Origin of the sequence: Nesterenkonia muleiensis (assembly GCF_003600155.1) — a bacterium.
Lineage (GTDB): Bacteria > Actinomycetota > Actinomycetes > Actinomycetales > Micrococcaceae > Nesterenkonia > Nesterenkonia muleiensis.
In genome coordinates this window covers 85,606-110,240 of the sequence record NZ_QWLD01000035.1, presented here as the reverse complement: position 1 = coordinate 110,240, position 24,635 = coordinate 85,606, and the positions used below count along the sequence as shown (strand labels likewise).

Here is a 24,635-nt window from a genome sequence, read left to right as displayed (position 1 = left end):
ATGAAATCCCCACCCCAGCAATACCACGACGACATCGCCCACCAGAAGGTCGAAGCCTTCATCCGGGGCGAGACGGACCGGTAGAACTACGCCCCAGGGTGCATGCGGCACGGCACGGCAGTGTCCTAGGCTGGCTCCATGAGTGCTGAACACGGAGCCCAGAGCACCCAGACCAGCGCGATCCCGCAGCGGCTGCATGCGGTTGACGCACTCCGGGCTCTGGCGCTGCTGGGTATTCTCAGCGTCAACATCTGGTTCTTCGCCCATCCGGAGATGCTCCTGGGAGTCCGTGGCTCGGCGCCGGAGTCATCTGCGGATCAGCTGGTGCGCTTTGCCTCCTCGCTGATCTTTGAGGGCAAGTCCTATGTGGTGTTCAGCTTTCTGTTCGGGCTCAGCTTCGTGCTGGCCTGGGCGCGGGCCTACGAGACCGGCACCAGTGAGACCCGGCGGTCAGCACGCCGCTGCACCGCTCTGATGGTGCTCGGAGTGCTGCACGGACTGTTCCTGTTCGCCGGTGACATTCTGCTGGCCTACGGAATTCTTGGGTTCATCCTGCTGGGCCTGCGCCGCATCTTGGCCAAGGCGGCACTGATCACCGCAGCAGTGCTCTATGTGGCCGTGGTGGGCCTCCTGCTGCTGGTGGGCCTGGTCAGCATGTCCATGGAGGACTCCATGGGAGAGATGACCGAGTGGATCGGCGATCCGGAGCAGGCGGTTCAGGCCTACACCGGAACGGTGGGCGAATGGTTCGGCTTCCAGGCCGGGGTCTATCCCATGGTGGCGTTCTCGCTGCTGCTCGGTCAGGGTCCCTTGGCGCTGGCGGCCTTCCTGGTCGGCCTGGTGGTGGGTCGGGCACGGATGCTGGAGCGGATCGCCGCCGGGGAGTTCAGCACCGCACGCCTTCTGGCCATCGGTGTGCCGGCGCTGCTGTTAGGACTGGCGGTGAGTGCACTGGCTGCCGTACTGGTCTGGGGCGCACCCGGAAGCACCCGGGACACCACAGGCTATGGCTCCGATCTGCTGGGCACTGTGCTGAACCTGGCCGCCGGGCCGGTCCAGGCCTGCGGCTATGTGATTCTCCTGCTGCTGATCTTCCGCTCCACCGCACCGTTGACCAAAGCCTTGGCACCGGCTGGCCGGATGTCACTGACCAACTACCTGGGCCAGTCGGTGGTGATGGTGATCATCTTCGCCGGGATCGGATTCGGCCTGGGTGGGCAGCTGAGTGAGGTGACGGTGGGCGCCGTCGTCCTGGGAATCTGGGTGGTGCAGCTGCTGGTCTCCCACCTGTGGTTCACCCGGTTCCGCCGCGGTCCGCTGGAGGCTCCCTTCCGTGCGTGGACCTACGCGGGGCGCTGATTGCGGTGGACCTCGGTTTTTCGTAGGGCTTTCGACTCTGCGTAGCGCTGTAGCCCCACGCAAAGTCGAAAGCCCTACGAAGAATGACTGGAACACAGCAAACAGACCTACAGGATGAGGTGAAGATCCGTCTCCCGGCGGATGTGCTCAGCCCCACGGTGGAGAAGACTAGGGGGTGACCGAGCCGGGTATCCGGCTATGTGAGCACCCACCACCGGAAGCGAGCGCACGTGATCACCGCAGAGAACCTGCACAAGAGATACGGCTCAAAGACCGCCGTCGACGGCATCAGCTTTCAGCTGCCGCCCGGCAAGGTCACCGGCTTTCTGGGCCCCAACGGCTCCGGGAAGTCCACCACCATGCGGATGGCAGTGGGGCTGGACCGGCCGAGCTCCGGGACCATCACCATTGACGGGAAGCCCTTCGCCCAGCACAGGGCTCCTCTGCGCACCGTCGGGGCGGTGCTGGATGCCGGTGCCACCCACCCCGGCCGCACCGGACGAGCCCATCTGAGAGTGCTGGCAGCCACCCACGGGATCAGCCACCGGCGGGTCGAGCAGGTCATCGAGCTCACCGGTCTGGGCGAGGCCGCCCGCAAACGCATCAAGGGCTACTCCCTGGGGATGAACCAGCGGCTGGGCATCGCCGCGGCTCTGCTGGGCGATCCGGCGGTGCTCATCTTCGACGAACCGGTCAACGGGCTCGACCCCGAAGGGGTGCGCTGGGTGCGCGGCCTAGCCCGCGAGATGGCGGCCGAGGGCCGCACCGTGTTCGTCTCCTCCCATTTGATGAGTGAGATGTCCCAGACCGCCGATCACCTGATTGTGCTGGGCCGTGGCCGCATCATCGCCGATGCGCCCATCCATGAGCTGCTCGAGACTGGCGAGCATCGGGTGCTGGTGCGCACCGAGCAGGTGGCCGAGCTGGCCAACGCGCTGGAGTCCTCTGCGGTGAGCATCGAGCACATCGATGCCGAGACCCTTCAGGTGACCGGCCTCGATCCGCGCAGCATCGGCCGCCGCGCCCTGGAGATCCAGGCGGTCATCCATGAGCTCACCCCGCAGCTGGGCACCTTGGAGGACCAGTACATGAAGCTCACCGGAGAACACGTCGAGTACCGCTCCGGCAGCATCCCTGAGGAGGTCGCACAGTGAATCCCAATATCAACACCGCCACGGCCACCCCGGCTAGCTTCGAGGTGGACCCCACGCTGCCCGGAGTCAGCTTCTTCGGCACCGTCCGCTCTGAACTGGCCAAACTCAGGGCGCTGCGCACCAGTTGGTGGCTTTCGGCCATCACGGTGGGGCTCGGTGCCTTCATCGCCGGTGCAGTGGCCTTCTCCTTCCGATACTTCATGTCCAACGATCCTGATATCACCATGGACGCCTTGGAACTGGCTGTCCAAGGACAGGCCGGGGGCTACTTCGCGATGATCCTGATCGGTTCCCTGGGCGTGGTCGCGGTGACCACGGAGTACTCCACCGGGGCCATCCGCTCCTCACTGACCGCGGTGCCGCAGCGTCCTCTGCTGCTCAGTGCCAAGGCGCTGGCCCTGGCGTTGTGGACCGCAGCTGTGGCGGTGGCGCTGATTCTGGTCAGCCACCTGCTGACCAGTCTCATCGCTGAGCCGCTGGGTCTGGCGGATATCGCCGACCCAGAGATTGCCGGACTGTATCTCAGCACCTTTGCCTCGATTCTGCTGACTGCGCTGCTCGGCTTCGCCCTGGGTGTGCTGCTGCGCAGCTCCGCCGGGGGGATCGTGGTGCTGGCGGTCATCATGTTCGTGTTTCAGATTGTCCTCAACATCCTCTACGGGGTCACCCAGGGCGCAGCCTGGGTGGAGATCCTGGTACGAGTGGAGTTCATGCATTTGGTCGACAACCTCACCAACCCATTCGCCGGCGAGTACGGTTCGGTACCCGCCTGGGAGCCCTGGCAGGCAGGAATCGGCCTGGTGATCTGGGTGGCGGTGCCTCTGGTGGTCGGCGCCATCAGCTTCAGCCGCCGTGACTCGTGATGAGATAGGAGTATGACGACGACGCCGGCGGGCAGGGAGACTGATTCCGGCGGCGTCGTGCCCTCCTTGGCCCCAGCTCCCCTCGGATCGGCAGATCGGCAGGCCGAGCACGCCCCGGAGATGTTCGAGCGCTGGGAGTCGCTCGGGCTGGTCCGCAAGCCCGGGATCCGGGGCTGGTTCCGCCGGCACCCCGGGTGGATGACTGCCGTCGTCGTCGCTGTCTATGGGTTGTTCACGCTGGCGGCTCTGCCGCCGGCCTTCGTGGATATGGGCACCGGGGCCTGGTGGCTGCTGCTGGGCCATGGGGTGATTGCTGCTGCTCTGTGCTTCCGGCACTACCGGCCTGTGGCGGTGCTGATCATGGTCGTCCTGTTCGAGGCTGCCTTGCTCTTCTACTACCCCTGGCAGGGCGCGCAGATGATCGGGCTGTGCTTCGCCGCCTACGCGGTGGCCTATCGCTACGGTCTGCGCTGGGGGTTGGTCGCCGCCCTGCCGGTCTGCGGATTCGGGTATTTGACGTTCTTCGGTTTCGAGGGGTGGACCGCTGGGTATGGTGAGGGGTTCTGGGCGGAGTACTACCGCGAGCAGATCGGCATCGCCCCGTTCGAAGGGCTGATGATGACCGCGGTGATGATGTTCTTCTTCGTGGGGATCTCCACCGGCATCGGGGCGGCAGTCCGGCGCGGTCACCGGCATGAGCGGGAGATCCTGGACTGGGCGCGGAAGTCCCATGAGCTGGCCCAGCTGGGCGAGCGCAACCGGATCGCCCGGGAGATGCATGATGTGGTGGCGCATTCGCTGTCGGTGATGATCTCTCTGGCCGACGGCGCCCGGGTGGTCGCTAAGAAGAACCCCGAGCGTGCCGCCGAGGTCATCGGCGAGGTCTCCTCCACCGGGCGCGGGGCCCTGGCCGATATGCGCCGGGTCATCGGCGTGCTGCGCAAGGGTGAGCAGGTGGAGCAGGCGCGCCGGCCGATCGCCGATTCGCTGGAGGAGCTCTACGAGAGCTTCCGCCAGGCGGGGCTTCCGCTGCGGGTGGAGCAGACGGGACCGCCGCTGCCGGAGGACGCCGCCTTCGAGCTCACCGTCCACCGGATCATCAGCGAGTCACTGACCAATGCTCTGCGCTACGGAAGAGAGGTCACCCAGGTCGAGGTCGTCATCGAGCATGTGCCGGGCACCGACCAGGAGACCGCCGAGAAGCTCAAGAAGCAGGGATTCTCGGAGAAGGAGCAGCAGGCGCTGGGGCTGGTCGGCGAGGCGCAGGTGATCATCAGCGTCACCGATGACGGAGTGTCCCCTGCCGCGGGGACCAGACGCGAGTCGGTCGGCTCCCAGCTGGGCATCAAGGGGATGCAGGAAAGGGCGAGCTTCTACAACGGATCGGTCTACGCTGGTCCCGGCAGGCACCGCGGCTGGATGGTACGTGCGGTGCTGGAGCCTCCGCACCAGAAAGGAACGGCATGAGTGAGACGATCAAGGTGATGCTGGTCGATGATCAGCACCTGCTGCGGATGGGTTTCAAGCTCATCCTCGAGGGTGAGGATGACCTCGAGGTGGTCGGCGAGGCCGGTGACGGGCTCCAAGCTCTGGAGACCCTCGAGGCACTGGGTGAGCAGGGGCCGGATGTGGTGCTGATGGATGTGCGCATGCCCCGGATGGACGGGATCGAAGCGACAGCCAAGATCGCCGAGCGCTTCTGCGAGACCAAGGTCATCATCCTCACCACCTTCGACCTGGATGAGTACGCCTTCTCCGGGCTCCAGGCCGGCGCCAGCGCCTTCCTGCTCAAGGATGTGGAGCCCGATGACCTGGTCGATGCGGTGCGGGTGGTCGCCTCAGGTGATGCGGTGGTGGCCCCGCGCATCACCCAGCGGCTGCTGGAGATGTATGTCCGGAAGGGGACGCCGCCGCCGGCGGCTCCTCCGGCAGGCACCGGTGAGACTGCCCGGCCCAGTAGTGCCAAGGGCCGCGGTTCCGCCGGGTCGTCGGGAATAGCTGAGAAGTCTGCCCCCAACCGCAACGGAGCAGAGATCGCCCAGGCTCTCGACGACGGTGTGGTGCGTGAGGCGCTGACCGCCCGGGAGACCGAGGTGCTCTTCGCGGTGGCCGAAGGGCTCTCCAACGCGGAGATCGCAGCGCGGTTCTTCCTCTCCGAGGCCACGGTGAAGACTCATGTGCGCCGTATCCTCACCAAGCTCCAGCTGCGCGACCGGGTCCAAGCCGTGGTCTACGTGTACCAGTCCGGCCTGGCCGGCTGAACTGTGTCAGACGCTGCCTCCGCACGGCACCCCTGCGCGCGGGGACCGGCTTGATCACCACAAGTTGACCAACTTGGTCAACTAGGGGTATTTTCAATGCATGGGCGCTGAGATGATGAATGTCTATGAGGCGAAGTCACAGTTCTCGAAGCTGCTGGATCTCGCCGCACATGGTTCGGAGACGATTATCGCCAGATCGGGGAAGCCCATTGCGAAGCTCGTGCCCTGGCAGCCGTCGGCTCAACGCTCACCCGGAATCTGGGCGGGCAAGATCACCCTCAGCGATGACTTTGATACGTTCACCGAGCAGGATGCGCAGGACTGGTACGGCGAAGCGTGAACCTACTACTGGACACCCATGTGGCGCTCTGGTGGTTTGGTGACTCACCGAAATTGAGTCCACGGCACCGGGAACTCATCCACGACACTGGCCGTCGGGTGTTCGTTTCCAGTGTCTCGGTGGTCGAGATATCCATCGAAGCTTCCTTAGGAAAGCTCGATGCCCCACAAGGTGTGGTTGATGCCGTAGTTCAGAGCGGATTCGAATTGCTGGCGCTCGAGGGTTCCCACGCAGAGGAGCTGCGTGAGCTCCCGTGGCACCACAGAGACCCTTTCGACCGGATGCTCATCGCGCAGGCAAAAGTCGAGAAACTGACCTTTCTCACTGTCGATGAGAATATTGCTCGCTACGAAGGCTTCACCGTCGGTTGAGTCGTACTAGAGCTCACTGAGTTCCACGGCTCATAGGAAGAATCTGACCACGGCCTCGCCGAAGAAGCCGAACAGCACTCCCCAGCCGAGGATGGAGATGGCCTGCCAGATGTACACGGTGGTTTTGGAGGCTCCCAGGGCCACCAGTGTGGGCGCGGTGATCTGACTGGCCACCACCAGCGGGCCGAGCAGGCAGACGCCGGGCACTCCGAGGCGGTCGGCGTATGTGGCCACCTTCTGATGCCGTGCTGAGCGTTCCTTGGCGGGCCGTGCGGTGCGATGGCGGGTCGCAGCACCGCGGGCCCCGCCGGCCAGAGCAATCAGCAGGAAGGTGCTGACCACGTTGCCCGCCACCGCGGAGCCCACCACCAGAGCAGGGTTGATCCCCAGCAGCACGCCCAGGAAGCTGCCCAGGTAGGACTCGATGAAAGGGATGGCTCCGGCCAGCACAACGACCCCGATCTGCTGCCAGGGGTCAGCTCCGGTGGCCATCTCAGCCAGCCGGGCGAAGAGATCTGCGACGAAGTCGAAATTCATGAACAAGCACTCCTGATGATGTCTAGCCGGAGACCCGGATCAGATGCCGGGCTGTGTGGACACTGATCAGCCTCGGCCACACACGGGCTCAGCAGCAGGGCCGCAGCGTCCGGGGCTGATGTGACACAGCGTCACTGGTGGACCCGGCATCACTGAGTAGCCTGGTGCCCATGACCACCGTTGCGGCGACGTCCCAGGCCGCCTACCGCACCATCACCTCGCGCACCAGGAGGGCTTATGCCACCGCATTGTGCGTCAACGTGGGCATCGGTGCGCTGATCTCATCGGGCTGGCTGAGCATCGTCATGGTGATGCCCAGCATTGGCCTGGCCTCCGCCGTTCTGCTCACCGGGTGGCAACGGCCTCCGCACCGGCCCCTGCTGATCAGTTCGGCGCTCGTCTCAGGTGCGACACTGGCCTGGTCGGCACTCTCGCAGTCCACGCCCCTGGGCTCTCTGGGATTCGGGATCACCGCGGCGGTATGGATCATTCATCAGCGGCGTCCCAGGCGCCCGCTGGCACTGCTGGTGTGCTTGGTGATCATCACGGTGAACGTGCTGATGGTCTGGATGGTCGCCGGTCAGGTCCAGGACTGGGTGGCGACTGTTCCGATGATGGTCTTCGGTCTCATCTGGGTGCTGGTCATCGTGGAGGGCAACCGGGAGTTCCAGCTCTATGACCTGTTGAACCGTGCCAAGGATGCTGAGCGGGAGGCCTCGATCCTGCGAGAACGGAGCCGGTTCGCCGCGGACCTGCATGACATTCAGGGCCACACCCTGCATGTCATCAAGCTCAAAGCCGCAGTGGCCGCGCGGCTGCAGCACACCGATCCGGAACGTACCGCGGAGGAGCTGGCAGCCATTCAGCGCCTCACCGCTGAGACCATCGAAGAAGCGCGCAGCCTGGCCCACTCCACGCACCGGCTGGTCCTGGCCGCGGAATTGGCCAATGCGGTGGAGCTGCTGGAAGCGGCAGGAATCAGCATTGAGGTCCAGAACGCCGGAGCGCAGGACACCGCCTTCGATGCGGACTTCGCCCTGGTCCTGCGCGAGGCGACCACCAATATCCTGCGCCACTCCAGAGCCGAGCGGGTAGGGCTCACCATCACTGAGGACTCCTTGACCATCTGCAATGACGGTGCTCCCCGGGAGCAACGCGGCACCCTGGGCGGCCTGGCGAACCTGCGGCAGCGCATCTCCACCACCGCCGGAGGGGTACTCAGCGTCGACCAGGACGGGGAGATGTTTACGGTCTCTGCGCAGTTCGGTCAGGGGCAGGCATGAGCATCGGTGTGTTTCTGGCCGATGATGAACGGCTCATCCGCACAGCACTGGCCACATTGCTGCCGCTGGAAGGTGACATCGAGGTGGTCGCCGAGGCTGAGACAGGCACCGCGGCGCTCGCGGCATTCTGGGAGCATCGGCCCGATGTGGCCATTCTGGATCTGGAGATGCCGGAGCTGGATGGTCTGGCCGTTGCCTCCAGGATCCTCTCTTCCAGCCCGCAGCAGGCGGTGATGATGCCCGGCATGCCCGCCCCGGCATACTGCGCAGTGCCCTGCGTGCCGGTGTCCGAGGCTTTCTGGGGAAGGACTCGGACCCGGCGGTCATTGCCGCCGCAGCCCTTGAGATCGCTGCCGGGGGCCGGTACATCGATGCCAATATCTCGGCCCAGGCGGTGGTGGACGACTGTCCGCTGACTGATCGCGAACGCGATGTCCTGCGCGTGACCGGGGAGGGCTACTCGGTGCAGGACATCGCTCAGATCCTGCACCTGGCCGAGGGTACCGTCCGCAATTATCTCTCCGGGGCCATCGGCAAGACCCATACCGCCACCCGGCACGACGCCGCCCGTTACGCCCGCCAGAAGGGCTGGCTGTAGCTGACCGCTGAGGCGGCGCTCCACGCTGCGGCCCAGGGTGATGTGCTGAGAGGTGTTCTGATATTGAGCCGAGTTTGGGAGAATGGGGTCATGAACAGGTATCCACTGCCGCTGACTCCGGACCTGGCCCGTGCAGGCAGGGCGCTTGCCCAGGTGTCGGCCGAGGAGATCGCCAAGGCTTCCGGACTGGAGCCTCAGCAGCTCCGGCACTTCGAGAGCTCGGGGGCCTCCCTGGATTCGGCGGCCAAGGACCAGCTCCGTGCAGCCCTGGAGGCTTACGGGGTGGTCTTCTTCGCCGAAGACTCCCACGGAGGCTACGGGGTGCGCAGGAAGCACACCGCGGCGAAGGTCCGCCAGCTGCAGCGCTGGGAGGGCGAGGGCGGCCCCGCCTACGAGGACGATATCTAGGTCAATCATGATGGGCTCAGCGGTCCAGGGGCGCTGCCACGCCATGGTGGTCGAAAGAGTTTCATTCGGACTGGACACGTCCTCGCGGCAAGCCCTACACCTTCCGCCACCGGGCGGTGGAGGCTTACCTGACCAGCGGCTGGCTGGCTCTGGTGTGACCGGCTGACCTCCTTGGATAGTCTGGTCTCCATGGTTGCGAATACTGATGAGCTGATCGAGGATCTGGGCACCTACGTGAGGGAGTCCCCGTCGTCCTACCATGCGGCGGAGGTGGCCGCGCGCAGACTGGCGCAGGCCGGATTCACCCAGCTGGGGGAGCATCAGGACTGGCCGGCTGAACCGGGCAAGTACGTGGTGGTCCGCGACGGCGCGGTGCTGGCCTGGGTTCTTCCGGAGACAGCAGGGCCGACGACGCCGCTGCGCATCCTCGGTGCCCACACCGACTCCCCCGGATTCAAGCTCAAGCCGAAATCCACAGTGGTCAGGCAGGGCTGGATCCAGGCCGGGATGGAGGTCTACGGCGGTCCGCTGCTGAACTCCTGGCTGGACCGTGAGCTGCGCCTGGCCGGGCGGCTCGTCACTAGCGACGGCGCCACCCATCTGGCTGCCACCGGGCCGGTGGCGCGCATCCCGCAGCTGGCCATCCATCTGGACCGCCAGGTCAACGAGGGTCTGAAGCTGGGCAAACAGCAGCACACCACCCCGGTCCTGGGGCTGGCCGGTACTGCGGCGGGTGCCGCCGAAGCCGATGTGCTCTCGGTCATCGCCGCTGCCGCAGGCGTCTCCGCCGGGGAGGTCGACGGCTACGACATCGTCATCGCCGACGCTCAGGCCCCGGCACGGTTCGGCGCTTCCGGCGAGTTCTTCGCCTCCGGGCGGCTGGACAACCTCTCCAGCGTCTACACCGGTCTGCAGGCGCTGCTGGACGCAGACGGCCAGGCCCCGGTGATCCCGATGCTGGCCGCCTTCGACCATGAGGAGCTGGGTTCGGCCTCCCGCTCCGGTGCGGCCGGGCCGTTCCTGGAGGAGGTGCTGGGCCGGATCTACGAGTCCCTGGGCGCCACCGCCTCCCAGCGGGCGCAGGCCTTCGCCGCCTCCTGGCATCTGAGCTCCGATGCCGGGCACGCGGTGCATCCGAACTATTCCGAACGGCACGATCCGGCCAACCGCCCGCTGCCCAATGCCGGGCCGCTGCTGAAGATCAATGCCAACCAGCGCTACACCACCGATGCCACCGGTGCCGCCATGTGGGCCCAGGTCTGCCGCACCGCCGGGGTGCCCAGCCAGGAGTTCGTCTCCAACAATGACATCCCCTGCGGCTCCACCATCGGTCCGATCACCGCCACCCGGCTGGGTATCCGGACGGTGGATGTGGGCATCGCGCTGCTGAGCATGCATTCGGCCCGGGAGATGTGCGGAGCCGACGACGTCGCCCACCTCCGCGACGCCATCGCCGCCTTCTTCACCGCCAAGCTGACGGTCTGAGCAGCCTGGTCCCGGCCGCGGGGAGACCCCGCTGGCCTCTCGGTCGGCTCAGCACCGACCTTCACGTCTAAAGCTGGTCTGGTGACAGAGGAAGTTCGGCACACTGCGTTCACCGTGATGTGGTCCAGAGAATGGCGAGAGGCGCGGCGGTGCTCTGGTCACCGATGGGTGCTGTGCTGCGGCGAGTGTGCAGCAGGATGTTGATCAAGTGTTGGTCAGAACAGAGCAACCGCAGATCGACGTCGAATTCGCCTGCAGGCACGAAGTCTACCGTGCTGTTGTTGAGCGTCTCGGCTCTCAGCGGGGGTGACGCCGTGACTGAGGACGGTGGGGCACCAAACGTCGATGAGCTCTTTCAGACCCAGGTTCTGTAGACACAGTTGTCCAGGACAGGGTTTTCCGCCCTGGTCCGAGTGATCTTCTCCTTACCGAGGGTGCGGACCAACACAGTCTGCTCCGCTCCGGCTTCGCCTTCGACTGCGCCCATGGGGTCGGCGATCAGTGAGCCGCCGATTGCTTGCGGGCCGGCCTGGACCAGGCCGGCCACGAAGAGGGTATTTTCGATGGCTCGCGCTTTGACCAGAGTCGCCCACTGGTGTTCCTTCCGCGGACCCGGGACCCACGCGGTGGCGTAGACCAGCAGGTCAGCGCCGGCGTGGGCTGCCGCCCGCGCCCCTTCCGGGAAGCGCAGGTCGTAGCAAATCAGCAGTGCGACCTTCCAGCCATGGACATCGACCAAGGCCGGAGTCAGGTCTTCCCCGGCGGAGAAGTAGTCGCTTTCCACGTAGCCGTGGGCGTCGTAGAGATGGACTTTGCGGTAGATCTGGACGATCTCGCCGGAGGGGCCAACTGCTATCTGGGTGTTGAACGGCTTCTCCGAGTCCATGTGTGCCTCGGCCAGATTGCACAGAATGGTGACGCGGTGGGTGCCCGCCAGTCTCCGGACCTCGGTGATGAAGGGCCCGTCCAGGTTCTCTGCTTCGTCCCAGACCTGCGTGGTGAGTTGTCCGGGCATGTACATGAGGTACTCGGGCAGGACCACCAGGTCTGCTCCCTGTGCGCATGCCTGCTTCACCCACGGTTCAAGCAGCTGCAGGTTCTGGGCCTTGTCCGCCGTGGCGCTGAGCTGGCAGAGCGCTATGCGTAAAGGGGGGTGGTGCGGATCCTCTGTTGACGGTTCTTCGGCCAGTGCTGACATGTGGTGACCCTCCTGTGTCGGATTCTCAGTAGTCGTAGGAGCGGCCGTCGATCGCCGAGCTGCAGCGTCCTTCGGCATCTGCGGCGGCGATGTTGGCCCGCGCGAAGTCCAGTTCATGGGCGTTGGCGCTTTGCGGGACCACGGTGCGGTGGGCAGCGGCACAGTGCTTGGCATCCATCTGATGCACCACCGTGGTGGGGCCGCTGGAGTCGATGCGCGGTAAGGCCAGGGCTTCGGCGGGATCCATGCCGTCCTCCACCAGGGAGATGATCAGCTGGGTGACGGCACTGATGATCCGCCGGCCGCCGGAGGCTCCCAGTGCAGCTGTGGACTGTCCGCCGCGGGTGACCAGCGCCGGTCCCATGTTTGCCACCGGCCGCGCCCCGGACGAGATGCTGTTTGCCGCCCCCGGGGAGGCGTTGAACCAGGCCATGGCGGAGTCGAAGAGCAGGCCGGTGCGGGGGCACATCAGTCCGGAGCCGAAATGATGGGCGGAGGTGTGGGTGATCGACACCATCCACCCTTCCGGGTCGATGGCCGAAACGTGGGTGGTCCCTGAACTGGGGGTGCTCGCAGTCTTTGGCCTCCACTGCGGTGCTTTGCGGCCCATCGGGTCGAAGGTCCAAGGGTCGGTGACCGGGTGCCCTGCGAAGTGGATCCACGGGGGGACGCCTGGCGGCGCCAGGACGGGCATGCTTTCCTGGGAGCCTAGGCGCTGCGCCGCATGCCGGGTATAACCCTCGCTGAGCAGTGCCTCCGCGGGGACCGGCACCTTGTGCGGGTCGCCCAGCCAGTGGTAACGGTCCGCGAAGGCCAGGCGGAGCACTTCGTCGAGCCTGGTGAGTTTCTCCTCCCGCGGTACGGCTGATGCCCCCTCTGGGTAGAGCCTCTGCCAGATGGAGAGCGCTTGGAGTTCGGTGATGCCACCGCCGGGAGCTGATGGTGTCCACACATCATGTCTGTGGAACGACAGGTGCAGAGGCCGGACCATGCCGGGTGCGGAGCGGGCCAGGTCTTCTCGGCTCAGGAGCATGCCGAGCTCCTCTGAGCTCTGTAGGAGGCTTGTGGCCACATCACCCTCAGTAAGCGTGCTCAACGGCTGGTCGGCCACTGTTTCCAGGGTCGAGGCCAGACGGCTTTGCTGCACCGGGCGGGCGGAGTCCACTGACCTGCCGTAGGCAGCGGCGGAGTCGCAGCCGAGCGGGAGCCCCCGTTCGTCCAGGAAGGTCTCCCGGGTGACAGGATTCTCCCGGAGCGGATCGATGAGCTGTAAAGCGTGAACGATGAACCAGGCGTCGGCTGGAAACCCCGCACGGGCGGCCTGAATAGCAGGTGCCAGAATGGCTTTGCGTGGGAGTTTCCCCCACCGTTGGTGTGCTGTCAGCAGTCCGAGAAGGGTGCGCGGAACCCCGGAGGCCAGGGGTCCTATCACGTTGGCGTTGCCCACGACGGGTGCCAGGCCCAAGACGTTCGAGGAATCGTTGTTGTGCTCCATCTCGAACATGTCTGCATGAGCCGCCAGCGGTGCGAGTGGTCCGAACTCTATCGAGTGAGGGCCGTGATCCGGGTGATGCAGCAGCAGAAAGCCGGAGCCTGCCAAGCTCGTTTCGACCGGCTCCACCACTCCTGCCACCAGTGCTGCGCAGACACTGGCGTCGACGGCGTTTCCGCCGGCCTCGTACATCTCTAGCCCGGCGCGCACACTCTGGTCCCTGGTCGCAATGACAGTTCCCCGATCGCCGCCTGACCTACTGGCTGTTGGGATGCCGTCGGCGCTGTGGGATAGTTGCATATTCCTCTCCTTTGAGGTGCTTCGGTACGGAGCTGATTCCGTGCTCTCAGTCGCGGTTCTGCATCATCTCCGGGATCCACAGGGCGATCTCCGGGACGAATATCAGCAGTACGAGCATCGCCAGCGGGACGGGAAGGAACCAGACGGCCCCGATGAACACATCACCGAGGGTGACTTTCTTGCCGAGGTTGACTTCGGGGTCCTGGGCGATCTTGTGGACGATGAACGCCATCATCCCGGTCGGTGGGGTTATCACGGCCAGTTCCCCCATGGCCACCACGAAGACCCCGAAGAAGATCAGGTTGATGCCCAGCATGTCCACCGAGGGCAGCAGGAGGGGAACGGTGATCAGCATCATGGTCAGCGGGTCCACGATCATGCCCAGCAGGAAGTACATCACCATCAGGACCAGCAGGAAGGTGACCGCAGTGAGCCCGAGGGAGTCGATGAAGGTGGTGACCACATTGGCGGCGCCGCTGACGGTCAGTGCGCGGTTGAAGATCATCGCCCCGATGAACAGGAAGAAGATCGCCGCGGTGGAGCCGACCGTGCCCTGCAGGGACTTTCCCAGTGCGACGGTGGCGGCGCGGGGCCGCAGGTAGGTGAAGGTCAGCACCACCGCGCCCAGCGCTCCGATGGCTCCGGCCTCGGTGGTGGTGAAGTAACCGGCGTACATCCCGCCGAAGATGAAGATCACCAGCAGCGGCAGCGGCCACACGCCGGTCAGCGAGCGGAGCCTCTGCCCCCAGCTGTACTGCACCCGCCCGGTCCTGGAGCCCCTGACATGCCCGACCAGACTCGGCACAGCCATCACCACTGCGGCAATGACCGCCCCGTAGAGGACCAGCAGAAGCAGGCCGGGCACCAGGCCTGCCAGCAGCTGCGGTCCCACCGGCACCGAGACCAGCCCGGCGAAGATCACCAGGTAGATGCTGGGCGGGATCAGCTGACCGCCGGTGCCTGCCACCAGGATGGACCCGGCGGCCAGCCGGGGGTGGTAGTTCATCTTCAGCATCTCCGGCAGTCCGATTCTTCCCAGGGAGACGACGGTGGCCACTGTGGAGCCGGAGATCGAGGCCATGCCGCCGCCGGCGAAGTTCGTGCCGATGGCCAGCCCTCCTGGCAGCCATGAGAGCCATTTGGCCGCCGCGTCATAGATCCTGGCGGTGATCCCCGATCTCCACAGCAGCAGCCCCATGAAGATGAACATGGGCACCACGGTGTAGCTCCAGACCGCCGCGGTGCCGAAGGGAAGGGAGCGGAAGGAGCCGGCCATGACGTCGGCTCCTCGCATCGCGAGCAGCGCCAGCGCACCGGCTGTGCCCATGGCCACACCGATCGGCACGTTCATGAACAGCAGGGCGATCATCAGGCACGCCGCAAGACCGCCGACCGCCGGCAGCGGGAGGTCCAGGAACATGGCTGCTGCGGACAGCCCCGCCGTGCCGTAGAGGATCCCCCTGATGAGTGTGGAGTTCCAAGGTCTCTGGCTGGAAGCCTTGGTTGAGGTCAGGACCTGGGCAGTGCTCACGGGGTGTTCGCTCCTATGAGTTCGTCCTTGTGCTCTTCGGGCTGAGCCCCGGATCCGGGGCGGGGTGCGCGCAGATCACGGACCAGGCGGACAGCGATCTCGGAGGCGAAGAGCAGCGAGCAGAGGGGGACCAGGAAACGTGGCGGCCAGATGCTCACACCGCTTCCGATGCCGATCGCTCCTTGGCGCATCTGTGTCATGGCCTCTTCGAACCCCCACCACGCCATGGCCAGTAAGAAGACGATGGAGAGCATCGCGGCGATGAGGTGGAACTCCCTCTTCAGCACCGAGGAGACACGTTCATAGATGATGGGGGCACTGATGTGGTCATCGTTGCTGTAGGCCGCAGCCATGCCGAGGAAGATCGCTGCCGGCAGATACCAGTACTGGGAGATCTCCAGAGTGCCCGGCATGGTTCTGTTCACCGTGAACCGGAGCGCGACGTCGGCCACGACGTGGAGCATGAGCACCATGACCCCGATGCCACCCAGGTACCCGCCTGCGCGGGAGGCCGCAGCGACAATTCGGGGAATGAGAGCTCGGTGAGCCTCCGCGGTCATGGGAGTCACTCCGGACGGTGGGGTTGGACAACCTCTTCCTCGAAGGCTTCGAAGAACGGGTCCAGGTCCACAGGCTGGTCGCGATGGCTCTCTGCCCATTCCAGCCAGGTGGAGTGGTCGTCGTCGGAGTAGCCCAGGGCTGTGACCAGCTCCAGCCACCGCTCCTGATTCTCCTGGTAGTCCCCGATGAGGGTGTTCTCCCCGATGAGGTCGGCGAGACGGGCCTCAGCGTCGGTGATCGTGTCTTCGTGGTGGGCATTGAGCGCCTGGCGCACGTCGTCCTCGAACTCCAGGATCTCCACCTGTTCGTCGGCGGTGAGCAGCTCCTCGGCCGAGGAATCCATGCTGTACTGCATCATCGATCTCAGCAGTGTGGACCCGGCCTCGTCCCAGAGGATCTGCTGGGCCTCCAGCGGCAGGTCCTCCCAGACCCGCTCGGCGATGAGGATGTGGGTCGAGTTCCAGCCCTGGAAGGTGGTTTCCGAATCGACCACCCAGTAGTCGGCGACGTCGAAGAGCCCGGCCTCGTAGCTGTTGCCCGGGGCGACGATGGCGCAGTCAACGACCCCGCGCTCCAGGGACTCGTACACCTCGTTCTGCACGATGTTGACCGGGGTGCCGCCCAAGGACTCGACCTCACTGGCCCATCCGGCACCTGGTACCCGTATCCGGCTCCCGGCGAAGTCCTCCAGTGAGGTGACCGGCCCACCGGCGCACAGCAGCGGGTACCCGGAGTATTGATGGACCAGGGCGCTCAGAGACACCAGGCCGGCATTCTGGAGCTCGTTCTGCAACGGCTCGGCCAGTGACCCGAACTCTGATGAGCCGTAGCCCTGCAGGAAGGACAGCTGCGGACTCTTCTCCGGCAAGAAGGCGATCTCGGTGAACAGAGCGTTGATGGGCAGCTCACCGGGATCATAGGCCGGCATTGACCAGGCCATGTCCAGCAGTCCGTCACGCAGGGCGGCCTCCTGCTCGGCCACCTCCACGATGGAGGAGGAATAGGAGATCTCGAAGGTGATCTTCCCTTCGGTGGCCTCCTCCACCGCGTCCGCATAGTCATCCCACATCCGGGACATGAAGTGGTTCGGCCCGTACGGCGACTGCACCACCAGTGTGGTGTCGCCCATCTCCTCAAGAGACTCCGCGGAGCTTTCGTCTGCTCCGCAGCCGGCGAGCAGTAGGGCGGAGGCTATGGAGAGTCCGAGGATTGCCTTTCGGCGCCTGCGGACGATGCCCGGGGTTCCACGGGATTGAGTCGTGATGTGGTGGTCGAGCTGATGCGCGCTGTGATAGGTGGTGATCATTTTCCCTCTGCCTCGCGGTCGAGTGACGTGTGCCAAAGACCACTTTGGCGAATGGAACCACAAAAAATCCACATACTCATCAGTATCCACACTGATAAGTAGCACGCGAAAACATCTATCACCACTTGATACATATAAGTATGTAGACCGCAGCAAAAACTGTTTGAAAGATCGTTTATGTGGCGAAAGGGGATCTGCAGAGAAGAGTCGGGGTAAACCTCCGGCGCTACCGCCTGAAGCGCGGTATCTCACAGGAAGCCTTCGCCAACGTCCTCGGCGTCCACCGCACCTATATGGGCGGAGTCGAACGCGGCGAGCGAAACCTCACCCTGCAGTCAGTGGAGTCCATCGCCGAGCGGATCGGCCTGGACCCGCTGACCCTGCTGACCCCGGAGCGTTGAGTAAGGCGGCACACTCCACCACACGGGAAGTCACCCCTCATCCCTGACTTCAGCCTCAGGCTGTGCCCTGCTCCGGCACCCACTCAATGAGCTGAGGGGCCGATCGCGACTCAACCCTGACTGACGCGGTTCGCACACGGGACGCATCACTGGCCACACCCCACCCACACCGCTGCACGCTGTGCTGGCAGGGACACTCCGGCTAAATCAGCGCAGAGTAGCCACCGTCCACCACCAGCGAAACTCCGTTGACGCAGCTGGCCATCGAACTGGCCAGGAAGACCACCGTAGGTCCACGTCGAAGAAGTCGACCCGGTCGCTGAATCCTGCCTTGTTGACCATCACGTCGACGCCCCCTGCTTCGCAGCAACCCCTATGGCCGACCTGAACCTCAGGACTGCGGGGACAAGCTGGTCACACGGAGGTAGGGGATCACCACCGAGACAAACGCCCGGACCGGCAGTGACTGGCCAAATACCATCCTGCTAGTTGTGCCTGCGGAATGAGGCCTCCTGAAACGGTTCACTTGAGCACCATGTTCACAAAGTCGGGATCGGTGGCAGCGGTGGGCGACCACTGCAGGTTCTCGGAAACGGCGTGGTATCGCTCAAGCACCCCGAAGTTGAGCGTCGGCACCACCGGTTCGAGGGCTCGTGAAACCTCCTGGAAGGCGGCGTTGCGCTCCTCGCCAGTGAGCATCATCGCCGATTCGTAGAGCTCATCAATCTGCGGGTCACTGAACAGGCTGGCGCTTCCGCCAGAGTAGACGAATCGGCCAGCGCGACTGAAATCCATCGTCGGGTTGTCCGAGTCCACATAAAGCATGTCTGCGACCGTGTCTGAGGTGGGATCCGGGTCGTGGAACAGGCTCACCCACTGTTCGGGTTCAAGTACTTCGATCGTGACATTGAGCCCGAGCTCGTTCCAGGTCGCTGCAGCGTACTCGACGAACTCCGAAGAGCGCGGGAAGCGCCCGCTGCCCATCGGGTTGATCGTGATCTCGGCGCCTATATCGACGCCATCGGCACCTGCCTCTTCGATGAGGGCGGCAGCTCGGTCGGGGTCGTACTCCCATACGTCCAAGTCGTCGACATAGCCGATCGCACCGGGGTTGACCGGCTGGTTTCCGGTGACAGGTTGGGCCACCCCTTCCAACAGGGTCTCGGCTACCGAGGCAACGTTGATCGAGTCGAGCATCGCCTGGCGCACCCGACCATCAGACAGCGCAGGATGGTTGATCGTGTTCGGCCGCATCATGACGATGCTCGTTGTGTCCTGCTGAATGAGCTGCGGTACATCGGGGCTGTCGGACTCGACTTGCCAAGCCAACTGTGCCTCGTCTGCCCTGACCATGCTCGCCCGGACGGAGGGGTCCTCCCGGAACAGAATTTGCACCTCTTCGATACTCGGCGGTGAGTCCCAGTACTCCTGGTATCCGCTGAGCACGATCTCCTCACCGCGCGTCCACTCATTGAGTGTGTAGGGGCCGGTGCCATCCACCTCGGTGCTCAGGGCGTTGTCATCGCGATCCTCGGCGAACTCCTTCGAGGAGATGAAAGTACGAATCAGGTTCGCGTCGAGGATGGGGTCGGGGCTCTCCGTGGTGATTTCGACGGTTAGCTCATCAATGGCTTCGACCGATGCGATCGAGTCATGGTCGCTAGCGACGGTAGACTCCGGATCGATATAACGCTCGATGCTGTACACGACGTCCTCTGCATCCAACGTATCGCCACTGTGGAATGTCACGCCCTCGCGAAGTGTGAAAGTCCAGACCAGGTCACCGTCCCAGTCCCAGTCTGTGGCGAGCACCCCGACCGTTTCGCGCGCCTGTTCGTCGTAGCGCACGAGCGGCTCCTGAATCGACGTTGCGACGAACATGTACGAACCGGTCAGCCCTGATGCGGCGTAGTCCATAGTCGGCGGCTCTGCCGCCGTGACGACCGTCAACCTTGATGGTGCCTCCTCCTCAGGCATGCCAGCCGCACAGCCCGCCAGCGCAAGACCGCCTGCCATAGCGAAAGCGACTCCACAGGTAACTCGCCCATATTTACTTGTGATCATTATCTCTCCATTTCATAGCGGCAGCCTGGCTTCAGGCAACCTCGTATCGTTATCCGGCCGTAGGGGACTTTCTCTTGGACTGGTGGCGAATCTGAGAGCGCAGTTGCGGGTCAACCAGCATTCCCACCCGCCCACTGAGCGAATTCACCGCCAAGGCGGTAAGCATGATCGAAAGGCCCGGGAACACAATGAGCCACCACGCGGTGTCAATGTACGGTCTCGCCTGGGCCAGCATGAGGCCCCAGGACGCCTCAGGCGCTCTAATCCCGAACCCGAGGAAGCTCAGCCCAGCCTCGGAGAGCATTGCCCGGGTGAACTCCAGGGTTCCGAGCACCACAATGCTCGGATACAGGTTGGGAAGGATCTCCCGAAACATGATCCGCGCCTGCCCCGCACCCGCAGTGTGTGCCGCCAATACGAACTGTCGCTCGCGCAGCGAGAGCACGGCCGCGCGGGTGACGCGAGCGACGACCGGCCAACGGGTGAGGGCGAGCACCAGTGCGACGTTGACAAACCCTCCGCCCAACACGTATAGAACGAACAATGCAAGCAACAGCCCGGGGATCGACATGAAGACATCGGTCAGGCGCATGAAGACCGACTCGAGCCATCCGCCGTAGTAACCCGCGAGCAGGCCGATGATGACCCCGATGACGATCGAGCAGATCACCGTTAGAGCGCCTACCGCAAGCGAAAACTGTGCCGCGCGGATAATTCTGGAGAGCGCATCGCGGCCGAGGTAGTCGGTTCCCAGCAGGTGGAAAGAGCCGTCGGCGGCTGTGCCGGGCGAGCTGTTGCGAAGGAGCAGATTCTGCTCCTCTGGCGAGTACATCCATCCCATTGCCACAAGCAATGGTTGGGTGAGCGCAGCCAAGACGAGCGCGGTGAGGAATACCAGCGCGCCGTAGAACGCGAGATCCCCGATCCGCGCACGGGCCAGGCGGGCGCGGATTGTTCGGTGCACTTCGATTCGTGGAGCCCCGACCGTGCTCATCTGCGTCTCCTGACCCTCGGATCGATCCTGCCGTAGCAGGCGTCGATGATTGCATTGAGGCCGACGATCGCGGTCGCCGTCATCATGACGCTCGCCTGCACCACCGGCAGATCCCTTCCTTCGATGGCACCTACTGTGAGGTACCCGATGCCTGGCCAGCCGAACAGCACCTCGATCACTGTTGCGCCACCGATCAAAGTTGCGAACTCATCACCGCTGACGGTGAGCACCGGCCCCATGGCATTGCGCAAGACGTGACCGAAGACGATCCGCCGCTCCGGCACGCCCTTCGCACGGGCGGTCTTGACATACTGTGAGGTCATCTGCTCCTGCACCGAGGCTCGCACCACTTCCGCCAGGCGCCCGGTGATGCCCAGAGCGAGAGCGAAAGTGGGCAGCACGAAGAAGTGGAGAGCGCCGTAGCCGGAGGTCGGCAGCAACCGCAGACTGACTGCGAAGACGCTTATCGTGATCATGCCGGCCCAGAAGGTCGGCACCGAGATTGACACGATCGACAACGTTGAGGTGAGACGGTTTGCGAAGGAGTTTGGTCGCATACCGGCGACAGTTCCGACCGGCACGGCGATGAGCAGCGCCACGAGCTGGGTGGTGAAGGCCAGTAGCAGCGTCGGCACGAATGCCCGCAGGACGAGGGACTTCGCATCTACTCCGCTTCGAAGTGAGTCTCCGAAATCTAGCGTCACGACGCCGCCAAGATACTCTAGGAACCGCACGTGTATTGCTCGGTCGAAGCCCCGTTCTCGGCGAAACGCCTCGTAGGTCTCTTGGCTCGCGTCCATGGGGAGCATGAGCCGCGCCGGGTCACCGACGACCTCTCCGATGAGAAAGATGAGGATGGCGATGCCGAGCAGCACCGTCAGCGACTCGAGGACTCTTCGGACGATGACGCTGATCATGACAGTCTCTTCATCTCGCTGGCCGCGTTGGGGATGGCTTCCAGGAGCAGCCGGGTGTAGCTGTTCTGCGGATTGCCAAAAACCTCCGCAGTGGGGCCCTGCTCGACGATTTCTCCCGCGTTCATGACGATGACGCGGTCACACACCGACTTCACGGTGGCGAGATCGTGGGAGACAAACAGATAAGTGAGGTTGCGCTCTGCCTGCAGCCGGACAAGCAGGTCCAGCACGTGTGCCTGAACGGATACGTCCAGTGCTGAGAGCGCTTCGTCGAGAATGACGACATCCGGTTGAAGGATCAGCGCCCGCGCGATCCCGAGCCGTTGCCGCTGACCGCCTGAGAGTTCGTGCGGATATCGATCGAAAAACTCTGGCCCCAGGCCGACGGCGGTGAGCACGTCCTCGATGCGCTCATCGCGGTCCTTGCGGGATTGTCGCGACTGCCCGCGCAGTACGGCGTCGAGCGTGCGACGCACCGTGCGGAACGGGTTCAGGCTGGAGAACGGGTCCTGAAACACCATTTGGATCCGCGTGCCCACGCGCCGCATTCGGCGTGGAGACAGCGCGAGCAGATCGACGCCCTCGAACATGATCCGCCCTCGCTTCGGCGCGAGAAGGCGGACGACAGATCGGGCGGTCGTGCTCTTGCCGGAGCCAGATTCGCCGACGATGCCAAGGATCTCTCCTTGTTTGACGTCGAAACTAATGCCGTCCAGGGCGAGCTTGTACCGCTTCGAGAATAGTTGGCTGTTGGGGAGGCGGTACTGCACCTTGAGGTCCTCAACCCGGAGCAGGTCGGCCGGTTCCCGCTTGTGTCGCGGTTCGAGCTCGCCCGCCGGAGTGAAACGGCGGCGTGCCAGCGACGGCCCGTCCATCTCAGGTACCGCGTCGAGCAGCTCTTTTGTGTAGTCTCTGGCTGGTGCGGTGAGCACAGAGCGGACCGGTCCTGCCTCGAGCACTTCGCCGTGCCGCATCACAGCGAGATCGTTGGCGATCGAGGCGACGACGTTGATGTCGTGGGAGATGAACAGCATGGAAAGGCCGTCCTCGTCGCAGAGCTTCCTCAGGAGCCGGATGATCCGATCCTGCACGGAGACATCGAGCGCGGTCGTCGGCTCGTCGGCGAGGATGAGGGATGGGCTTGTGCCGATGGCCATCGCGATAGCGGCGCGCTGGAGCATCCCGCCGGAGAATTCGTGCGGAAAGGCATCGACCATTTCGTACGGCTGACGTACCCCGACGCGCTCGAGCAGATCGATCGCCTCGTGCCTTGCCTGGCGTCGCGACCAGCCACGGTGGATGACCAGCGGTTCGGAGATCTGCTGACCAATCCGCATAGACGGGTTGAACGAGGCCATGGGGTCCTGCCCAATGAGGGCGATGTCGCTGCCGCGCAGCTGCCGAAGACGGGCTTGAGTCGCGGCGGTTAGGTCCTCTCCCTGGAAGCGGATCGTCCCGTCGACGAGAAACCGCGGCGACGTCGGCAACATGCCCATGATCGCAAGCGCCGTGAGGCTCTTGCCGCTTCCGGACTCACCGACCAGACCCAGCACTTTGCCTTGCGGGACGTGAAGATTGACGTGGCGCAGAAGCTGCCTCGCGGAGTGCTGGCTTTCGATCTCGACCGAGAGATCCTCGATGCTCAAGAAGGCACCGTTCCCGATTACCTCCGCTCTTGCCGTGGTGCTCCCAGTGCCTTGCGCGTTCACAGTGACTCGATCCTGAGAGCAGATGCTCCAAGCCGCTCGATCAGACGATCAAGGGTTGACGCGTCAGTCGCGCAATTGATGCGTGCCCATTCGTCATATGCCCCTGCGATGCCGCAGGAGGCTCCGGGGAGCCATTCCACTCGCGCGCGGTCTGAGAGCTCAGCTACTGTGAGGCCAGAGTCGAGATAGGCACCAAGGTCCACCCAGGAAAGATAGGTCGCCTCGGGAACCTGCCACCGTGCCAGGGGGAGTTGCGTTGAGAGCCTTGCATGGAAATGCTCTAATGTCTCTCGGTACGCGGCGTTAGCTCCGTGCAGCCAGGCTCGTCCCTCGCTGGAGTAGGCCAGTGTCGAGGCGACGACGCCCAGAGTGCTCGGACCTGTGTGCCCGCTGATGACATGCTCATCCCAGCGACGGCGCAGCTGCGGATTGTCGATGACGACCTGGGCACACTTGAGACCCGCGATGTTCCATCCCTTGGATGCCGCGGTCGCGGTGATTGTGTGTTCGCGAGCGGAGGGAGAGACACTGGCATACGAGCGCATGGGACTGGTGCCGTGCACAACGGGCGCATGGATCTCGTCCGAGAAGACATGCCAGCCGTGCGCGGTGAGAACCTCGGAGAGGGCTGTCAGCTCCTCGAAGGTCGCGATGGATCCGGTCGGGTTATGCGGGTTGCACAGTACGAACAGTCCACCCGGATGGTGTGCGACGACTTGTTCGATGTGGTCCAAGTCGACGCTCCAGTGGCCAGCGGCATCCCATCGCATGGGGGAAGCGACCAGCCGCTTGCCGAACCTTTCAGGGATATCGAGAAAGGGCGGGTACGCCGGAGTCGGCACGAGGACGACGTCACCATCTCGGCCGACGGTCTTCAGCGCGATATCGAAGGCAGAGAGGACATCGGTGGCCAGTCGGACCGTTTCCCGATCGACCCGCCGATCGCAGAGCGCCGCATAGGTGACAAGGAATGAGTCCACCAGCGCCTGCTGTGGCTGATCCCAGAGGTATCCCAGCGAGCCCGAGCGCACGTAGTCGGCAAGAGCTTCTCGGATGAATTCTGGAGCGCCATAGTCGGATTCGGCGATTCCCACGCCGATGACGTCGGGAGCGACATCCCACTTGGAGGACGAGCGCAGCCGGATGGATGCATCGATCAGCGTGCTCATGCTGTTCTCCTGCCTGTGTCGAGATGCCGATAAGGTAAGAATTCTCTGCTGGATGTCGTCTTGCCTGGATGCCAACTCGCCCACCGGATGCCGAAGCGGACAGCGGTCGAACCCTCAGTGCGGATTGGCCGGTAGCAAACAAACGAGATAGGTCCTTCGCCCATCACCTTGTCGCACCAGTCGCCGTGTGGATACAAGCCAGACTATGAGCGGCGTTGGAATACAGCAATAGCCACTTCAGCCGTATTAGAGTAGACCACTTTGAAGTATGTCCGCCCTCTCCTAAGAGCGTTGCTGTTTGCCGAGCAGTCTTTCCTCAGAGGGCTTCCGCTGT

At 64.2% G+C, this 24,635-nt stretch carries 22 protein-coding genes and 1 pseudogene; 12 read left to right on the top strand and 11 right to left on the bottom strand.

The genetic code is table 11. From position 1 onward, the window contains the following. Nucleotides 1-138: 138 nt before the first annotated feature. The 7 genes from DVO78_RS09635 (at nt 139) to DVO78_RS09605 (ending at nt 6,348) form a co-directional block, all read left to right on the top strand. Complete coding sequence (locus DVO78_RS09635) at nt 139-1,359, top strand: DUF418 domain-containing protein (RefSeq protein WP_120004608.1); 1,221 nt, start codon at nt 139-141, stop codon at nt 1,357-1,359. A gap of 230 nt (nt 1,360-1,589) precedes the next feature. Further along, nucleotides 1,590-2,513 carry an ABC transporter ATP-binding protein gene (locus DVO78_RS09630; RefSeq protein WP_120004606.1) on the top strand — a complete coding sequence of 308 codons (924 nt, stop codon included), beginning with the start codon at nt 1,590-1,592 and terminating at the stop codon, nt 2,511-2,513. Beyond that, on the top strand, nt 2,510-3,376 hold the full coding sequence (locus DVO78_RS09625) for an ABC transporter permease subunit (protein WP_120004605.1): 867 nt from the start codon (nt 2,510-2,512) through the stop codon (nt 3,374-3,376). The genes DVO78_RS09630 and DVO78_RS09625 overlap by 4 nt, the downstream gene beginning before the upstream one ends. A 12-nt stretch (nt 3,377-3,388) precedes the next feature. Continuing rightward, entirely contained in the window at nt 3,389-4,843 is a 1,455-nt protein-coding gene (locus DVO78_RS09620) for a sensor histidine kinase (protein WP_120004603.1), read from the top strand. Continuing rightward, nucleotides 4,840-5,637: a response regulator transcription factor gene (locus DVO78_RS09615; protein WP_120004601.1), complete on the top strand. Its 798-nt coding sequence runs from the start codon at nt 4,840-4,842 to the stop codon at nt 5,635-5,637. The genes DVO78_RS09620 and DVO78_RS09615 overlap by 4 nt, the downstream gene beginning before the upstream one ends. Nucleotides 5,638-5,737: 100 nt before the next feature. Continuing rightward, nucleotides 5,738-5,977 carry a type II toxin-antitoxin system Phd/YefM family antitoxin gene (locus DVO78_RS09610; protein WP_202912145.1) on the top strand — a complete coding sequence of 80 codons (240 nt, stop codon included), beginning with the start codon at nt 5,738-5,740 and terminating at the stop codon, nt 5,975-5,977. After that, nucleotides 5,974-6,348 carry a type II toxin-antitoxin system VapC family toxin gene (locus DVO78_RS09605; RefSeq protein WP_120004599.1) on the top strand — a complete coding sequence of 125 codons (375 nt, stop codon included), beginning with the start codon at nt 5,974-5,976 and terminating at the stop codon, nt 6,346-6,348. The genes DVO78_RS09610 and DVO78_RS09605 overlap by 4 nt, the downstream gene beginning before the upstream one ends. Nucleotides 6,349-6,378: 30 nt before the next feature. Here the strand turns inward: DVO78_RS09605 and DVO78_RS09600 are convergent, their stop codons facing one another. Beyond that, nucleotides 6,379-6,885: a hypothetical protein gene (locus DVO78_RS09600; protein ID WP_120004593.1), complete on the bottom strand. Its 507-nt coding sequence runs from the start codon at nt 6,883-6,885 to the stop codon at nt 6,379-6,381. A 170-nt stretch (nt 6,886-7,055) separates the two neighbouring features. On the opposite strand from DVO78_RS09600, the gene DVO78_RS09595 reads away from it, so the two are divergent. The 4 genes and pseudogenes from DVO78_RS09595 (at nt 7,056) to DVO78_RS09580 (ending at nt 10,659) form a co-directional block, all read left to right on the top strand. Then, on the top strand, nt 7,056-8,168 hold the full coding sequence (locus DVO78_RS09595; protein WP_120004592.1) for a sensor histidine kinase: 1,113 nt from the start codon (nt 7,056-7,058) through the stop codon (nt 8,166-8,168). Further along, a pseudogene (locus DVO78_RS09590) lies at nt 8,165-8,766 on the top strand (response regulator transcription factor). The gene DVO78_RS09595 and the pseudogene DVO78_RS09590 overlap by 4 nt, the downstream one beginning before the upstream one ends. A 90-nt stretch (nt 8,767-8,856) precedes the next feature. Continuing rightward, a complete protein-coding gene (locus DVO78_RS09585; RefSeq protein WP_120004591.1) occupies nt 8,857-9,174 on the top strand; it encodes a hypothetical protein in 318 nt (105 codons plus the stop codon). A 189-nt stretch (nt 9,175-9,363) separates the two neighbouring features. Further along, complete coding sequence (locus DVO78_RS09580; protein WP_120004590.1) at nt 9,364-10,659, top strand: M18 family aminopeptidase; 1,296 nt, start codon at nt 9,364-9,366, stop codon at nt 10,657-10,659. A 355-nt stretch (nt 10,660-11,014) separates the two neighbouring features. Here the strand turns inward: DVO78_RS09580 and DVO78_RS09575 are convergent, their stop codons facing one another. The 5 genes from DVO78_RS09575 to dctP are packed head-to-tail and all read right to left on the bottom strand — an operon-like array spanning nt 11,015 to nt 17,047. Beyond that, nucleotides 11,015-11,857, bottom strand: a complete 843-nt coding sequence (locus tag DVO78_RS09575; RefSeq protein ID WP_157983979.1) for a carbon-nitrogen hydrolase family protein — start codon at nt 11,855-11,857, stop codon at nt 11,015-11,017. A 25-nt stretch (nt 11,858-11,882) separates the two neighbouring features. Continuing rightward, a complete protein-coding gene (locus tag DVO78_RS09570; protein ID WP_120004589.1) occupies nt 11,883-13,649 on the bottom strand; it encodes a gamma-glutamyltransferase family protein in 1,767 nt (588 codons plus the stop codon). Between the two features lie 46 nt (nt 13,650-13,695). After that, nucleotides 13,696-15,180, bottom strand: a complete 1,485-nt coding sequence (locus DVO78_RS09565) for a TRAP transporter large permease (RefSeq protein WP_120004588.1) — start codon at nt 15,178-15,180, stop codon at nt 13,696-13,698. Beyond that, nucleotides 15,177-15,740 (bottom strand): TRAP transporter small permease, encoded by a 564-nt coding sequence (locus tag DVO78_RS09560; protein WP_157983978.1) that lies wholly within the window; start codon nt 15,738-15,740, stop codon nt 15,177-15,179. The genes DVO78_RS09565 and DVO78_RS09560 overlap by 4 nt, the downstream gene beginning before the upstream one ends. Nucleotides 15,741-15,745: 5 nt before the next feature. After that, nucleotides 15,746-17,047, bottom strand: a complete 1,302-nt coding sequence (dctP, locus tag DVO78_RS09555) for a TRAP transporter substrate-binding protein DctP (RefSeq protein WP_120004586.1) — start codon at nt 17,045-17,047, stop codon at nt 15,746-15,748. A 179-nt stretch (nt 17,048-17,226) separates the two neighbouring features. Between dctP and DVO78_RS09550 the strand changes: the two genes are divergently transcribed. Then, nucleotides 17,227-17,448, top strand: coding sequence for a helix-turn-helix domain-containing protein (locus DVO78_RS09550; RefSeq protein ID WP_120004585.1), 222 nt, complete (start codon nt 17,227-17,229; stop codon nt 17,446-17,448). Between the two features lie 522 nt (nt 17,449-17,970). Here DVO78_RS09550 and DVO78_RS09540 read toward each other — a convergent pair. From DVO78_RS09540 to DVO78_RS09520, 5 genes are all read right to left on the bottom strand, one after another. Continuing rightward, on the bottom strand, nt 17,971-19,464 hold the full coding sequence (locus DVO78_RS09540) for an ABC transporter substrate-binding protein (RefSeq protein WP_157983977.1): 1,494 nt from the start codon (nt 19,462-19,464) through the stop codon (nt 17,971-17,973). Between the two features lie 97 nt (nt 19,465-19,561). Next, nucleotides 19,562-20,506: an ABC transporter permease gene (locus DVO78_RS09535; protein WP_120004583.1), complete on the bottom strand. Its 945-nt coding sequence runs from the start codon at nt 20,504-20,506 to the stop codon at nt 19,562-19,564. After that, a complete protein-coding gene (locus DVO78_RS09530; RefSeq protein ID WP_120004582.1) occupies nt 20,503-21,423 on the bottom strand; it encodes an ABC transporter permease in 921 nt (306 codons plus the stop codon). The genes DVO78_RS09535 and DVO78_RS09530 overlap by 4 nt, the downstream gene beginning before the upstream one ends. Continuing rightward, on the bottom strand, nt 21,420-23,069 hold the full coding sequence (locus tag DVO78_RS09525) for a dipeptide ABC transporter ATP-binding protein (RefSeq protein WP_157983976.1): 1,650 nt from the start codon (nt 23,067-23,069) through the stop codon (nt 21,420-21,422). Before DVO78_RS09525 ends, DVO78_RS09530 begins: the two co-directional genes overlap by 4 nt. A gap of 59 nt (nt 23,070-23,128) precedes the next feature. Beyond that, nucleotides 23,129-24,301, bottom strand: coding sequence for a MalY/PatB family protein (locus DVO78_RS09520; RefSeq protein WP_120004580.1), 1,173 nt, complete (start codon nt 24,299-24,301; stop codon nt 23,129-23,131). Nucleotides 24,302-24,635 lie beyond the last annotated feature (334 nt).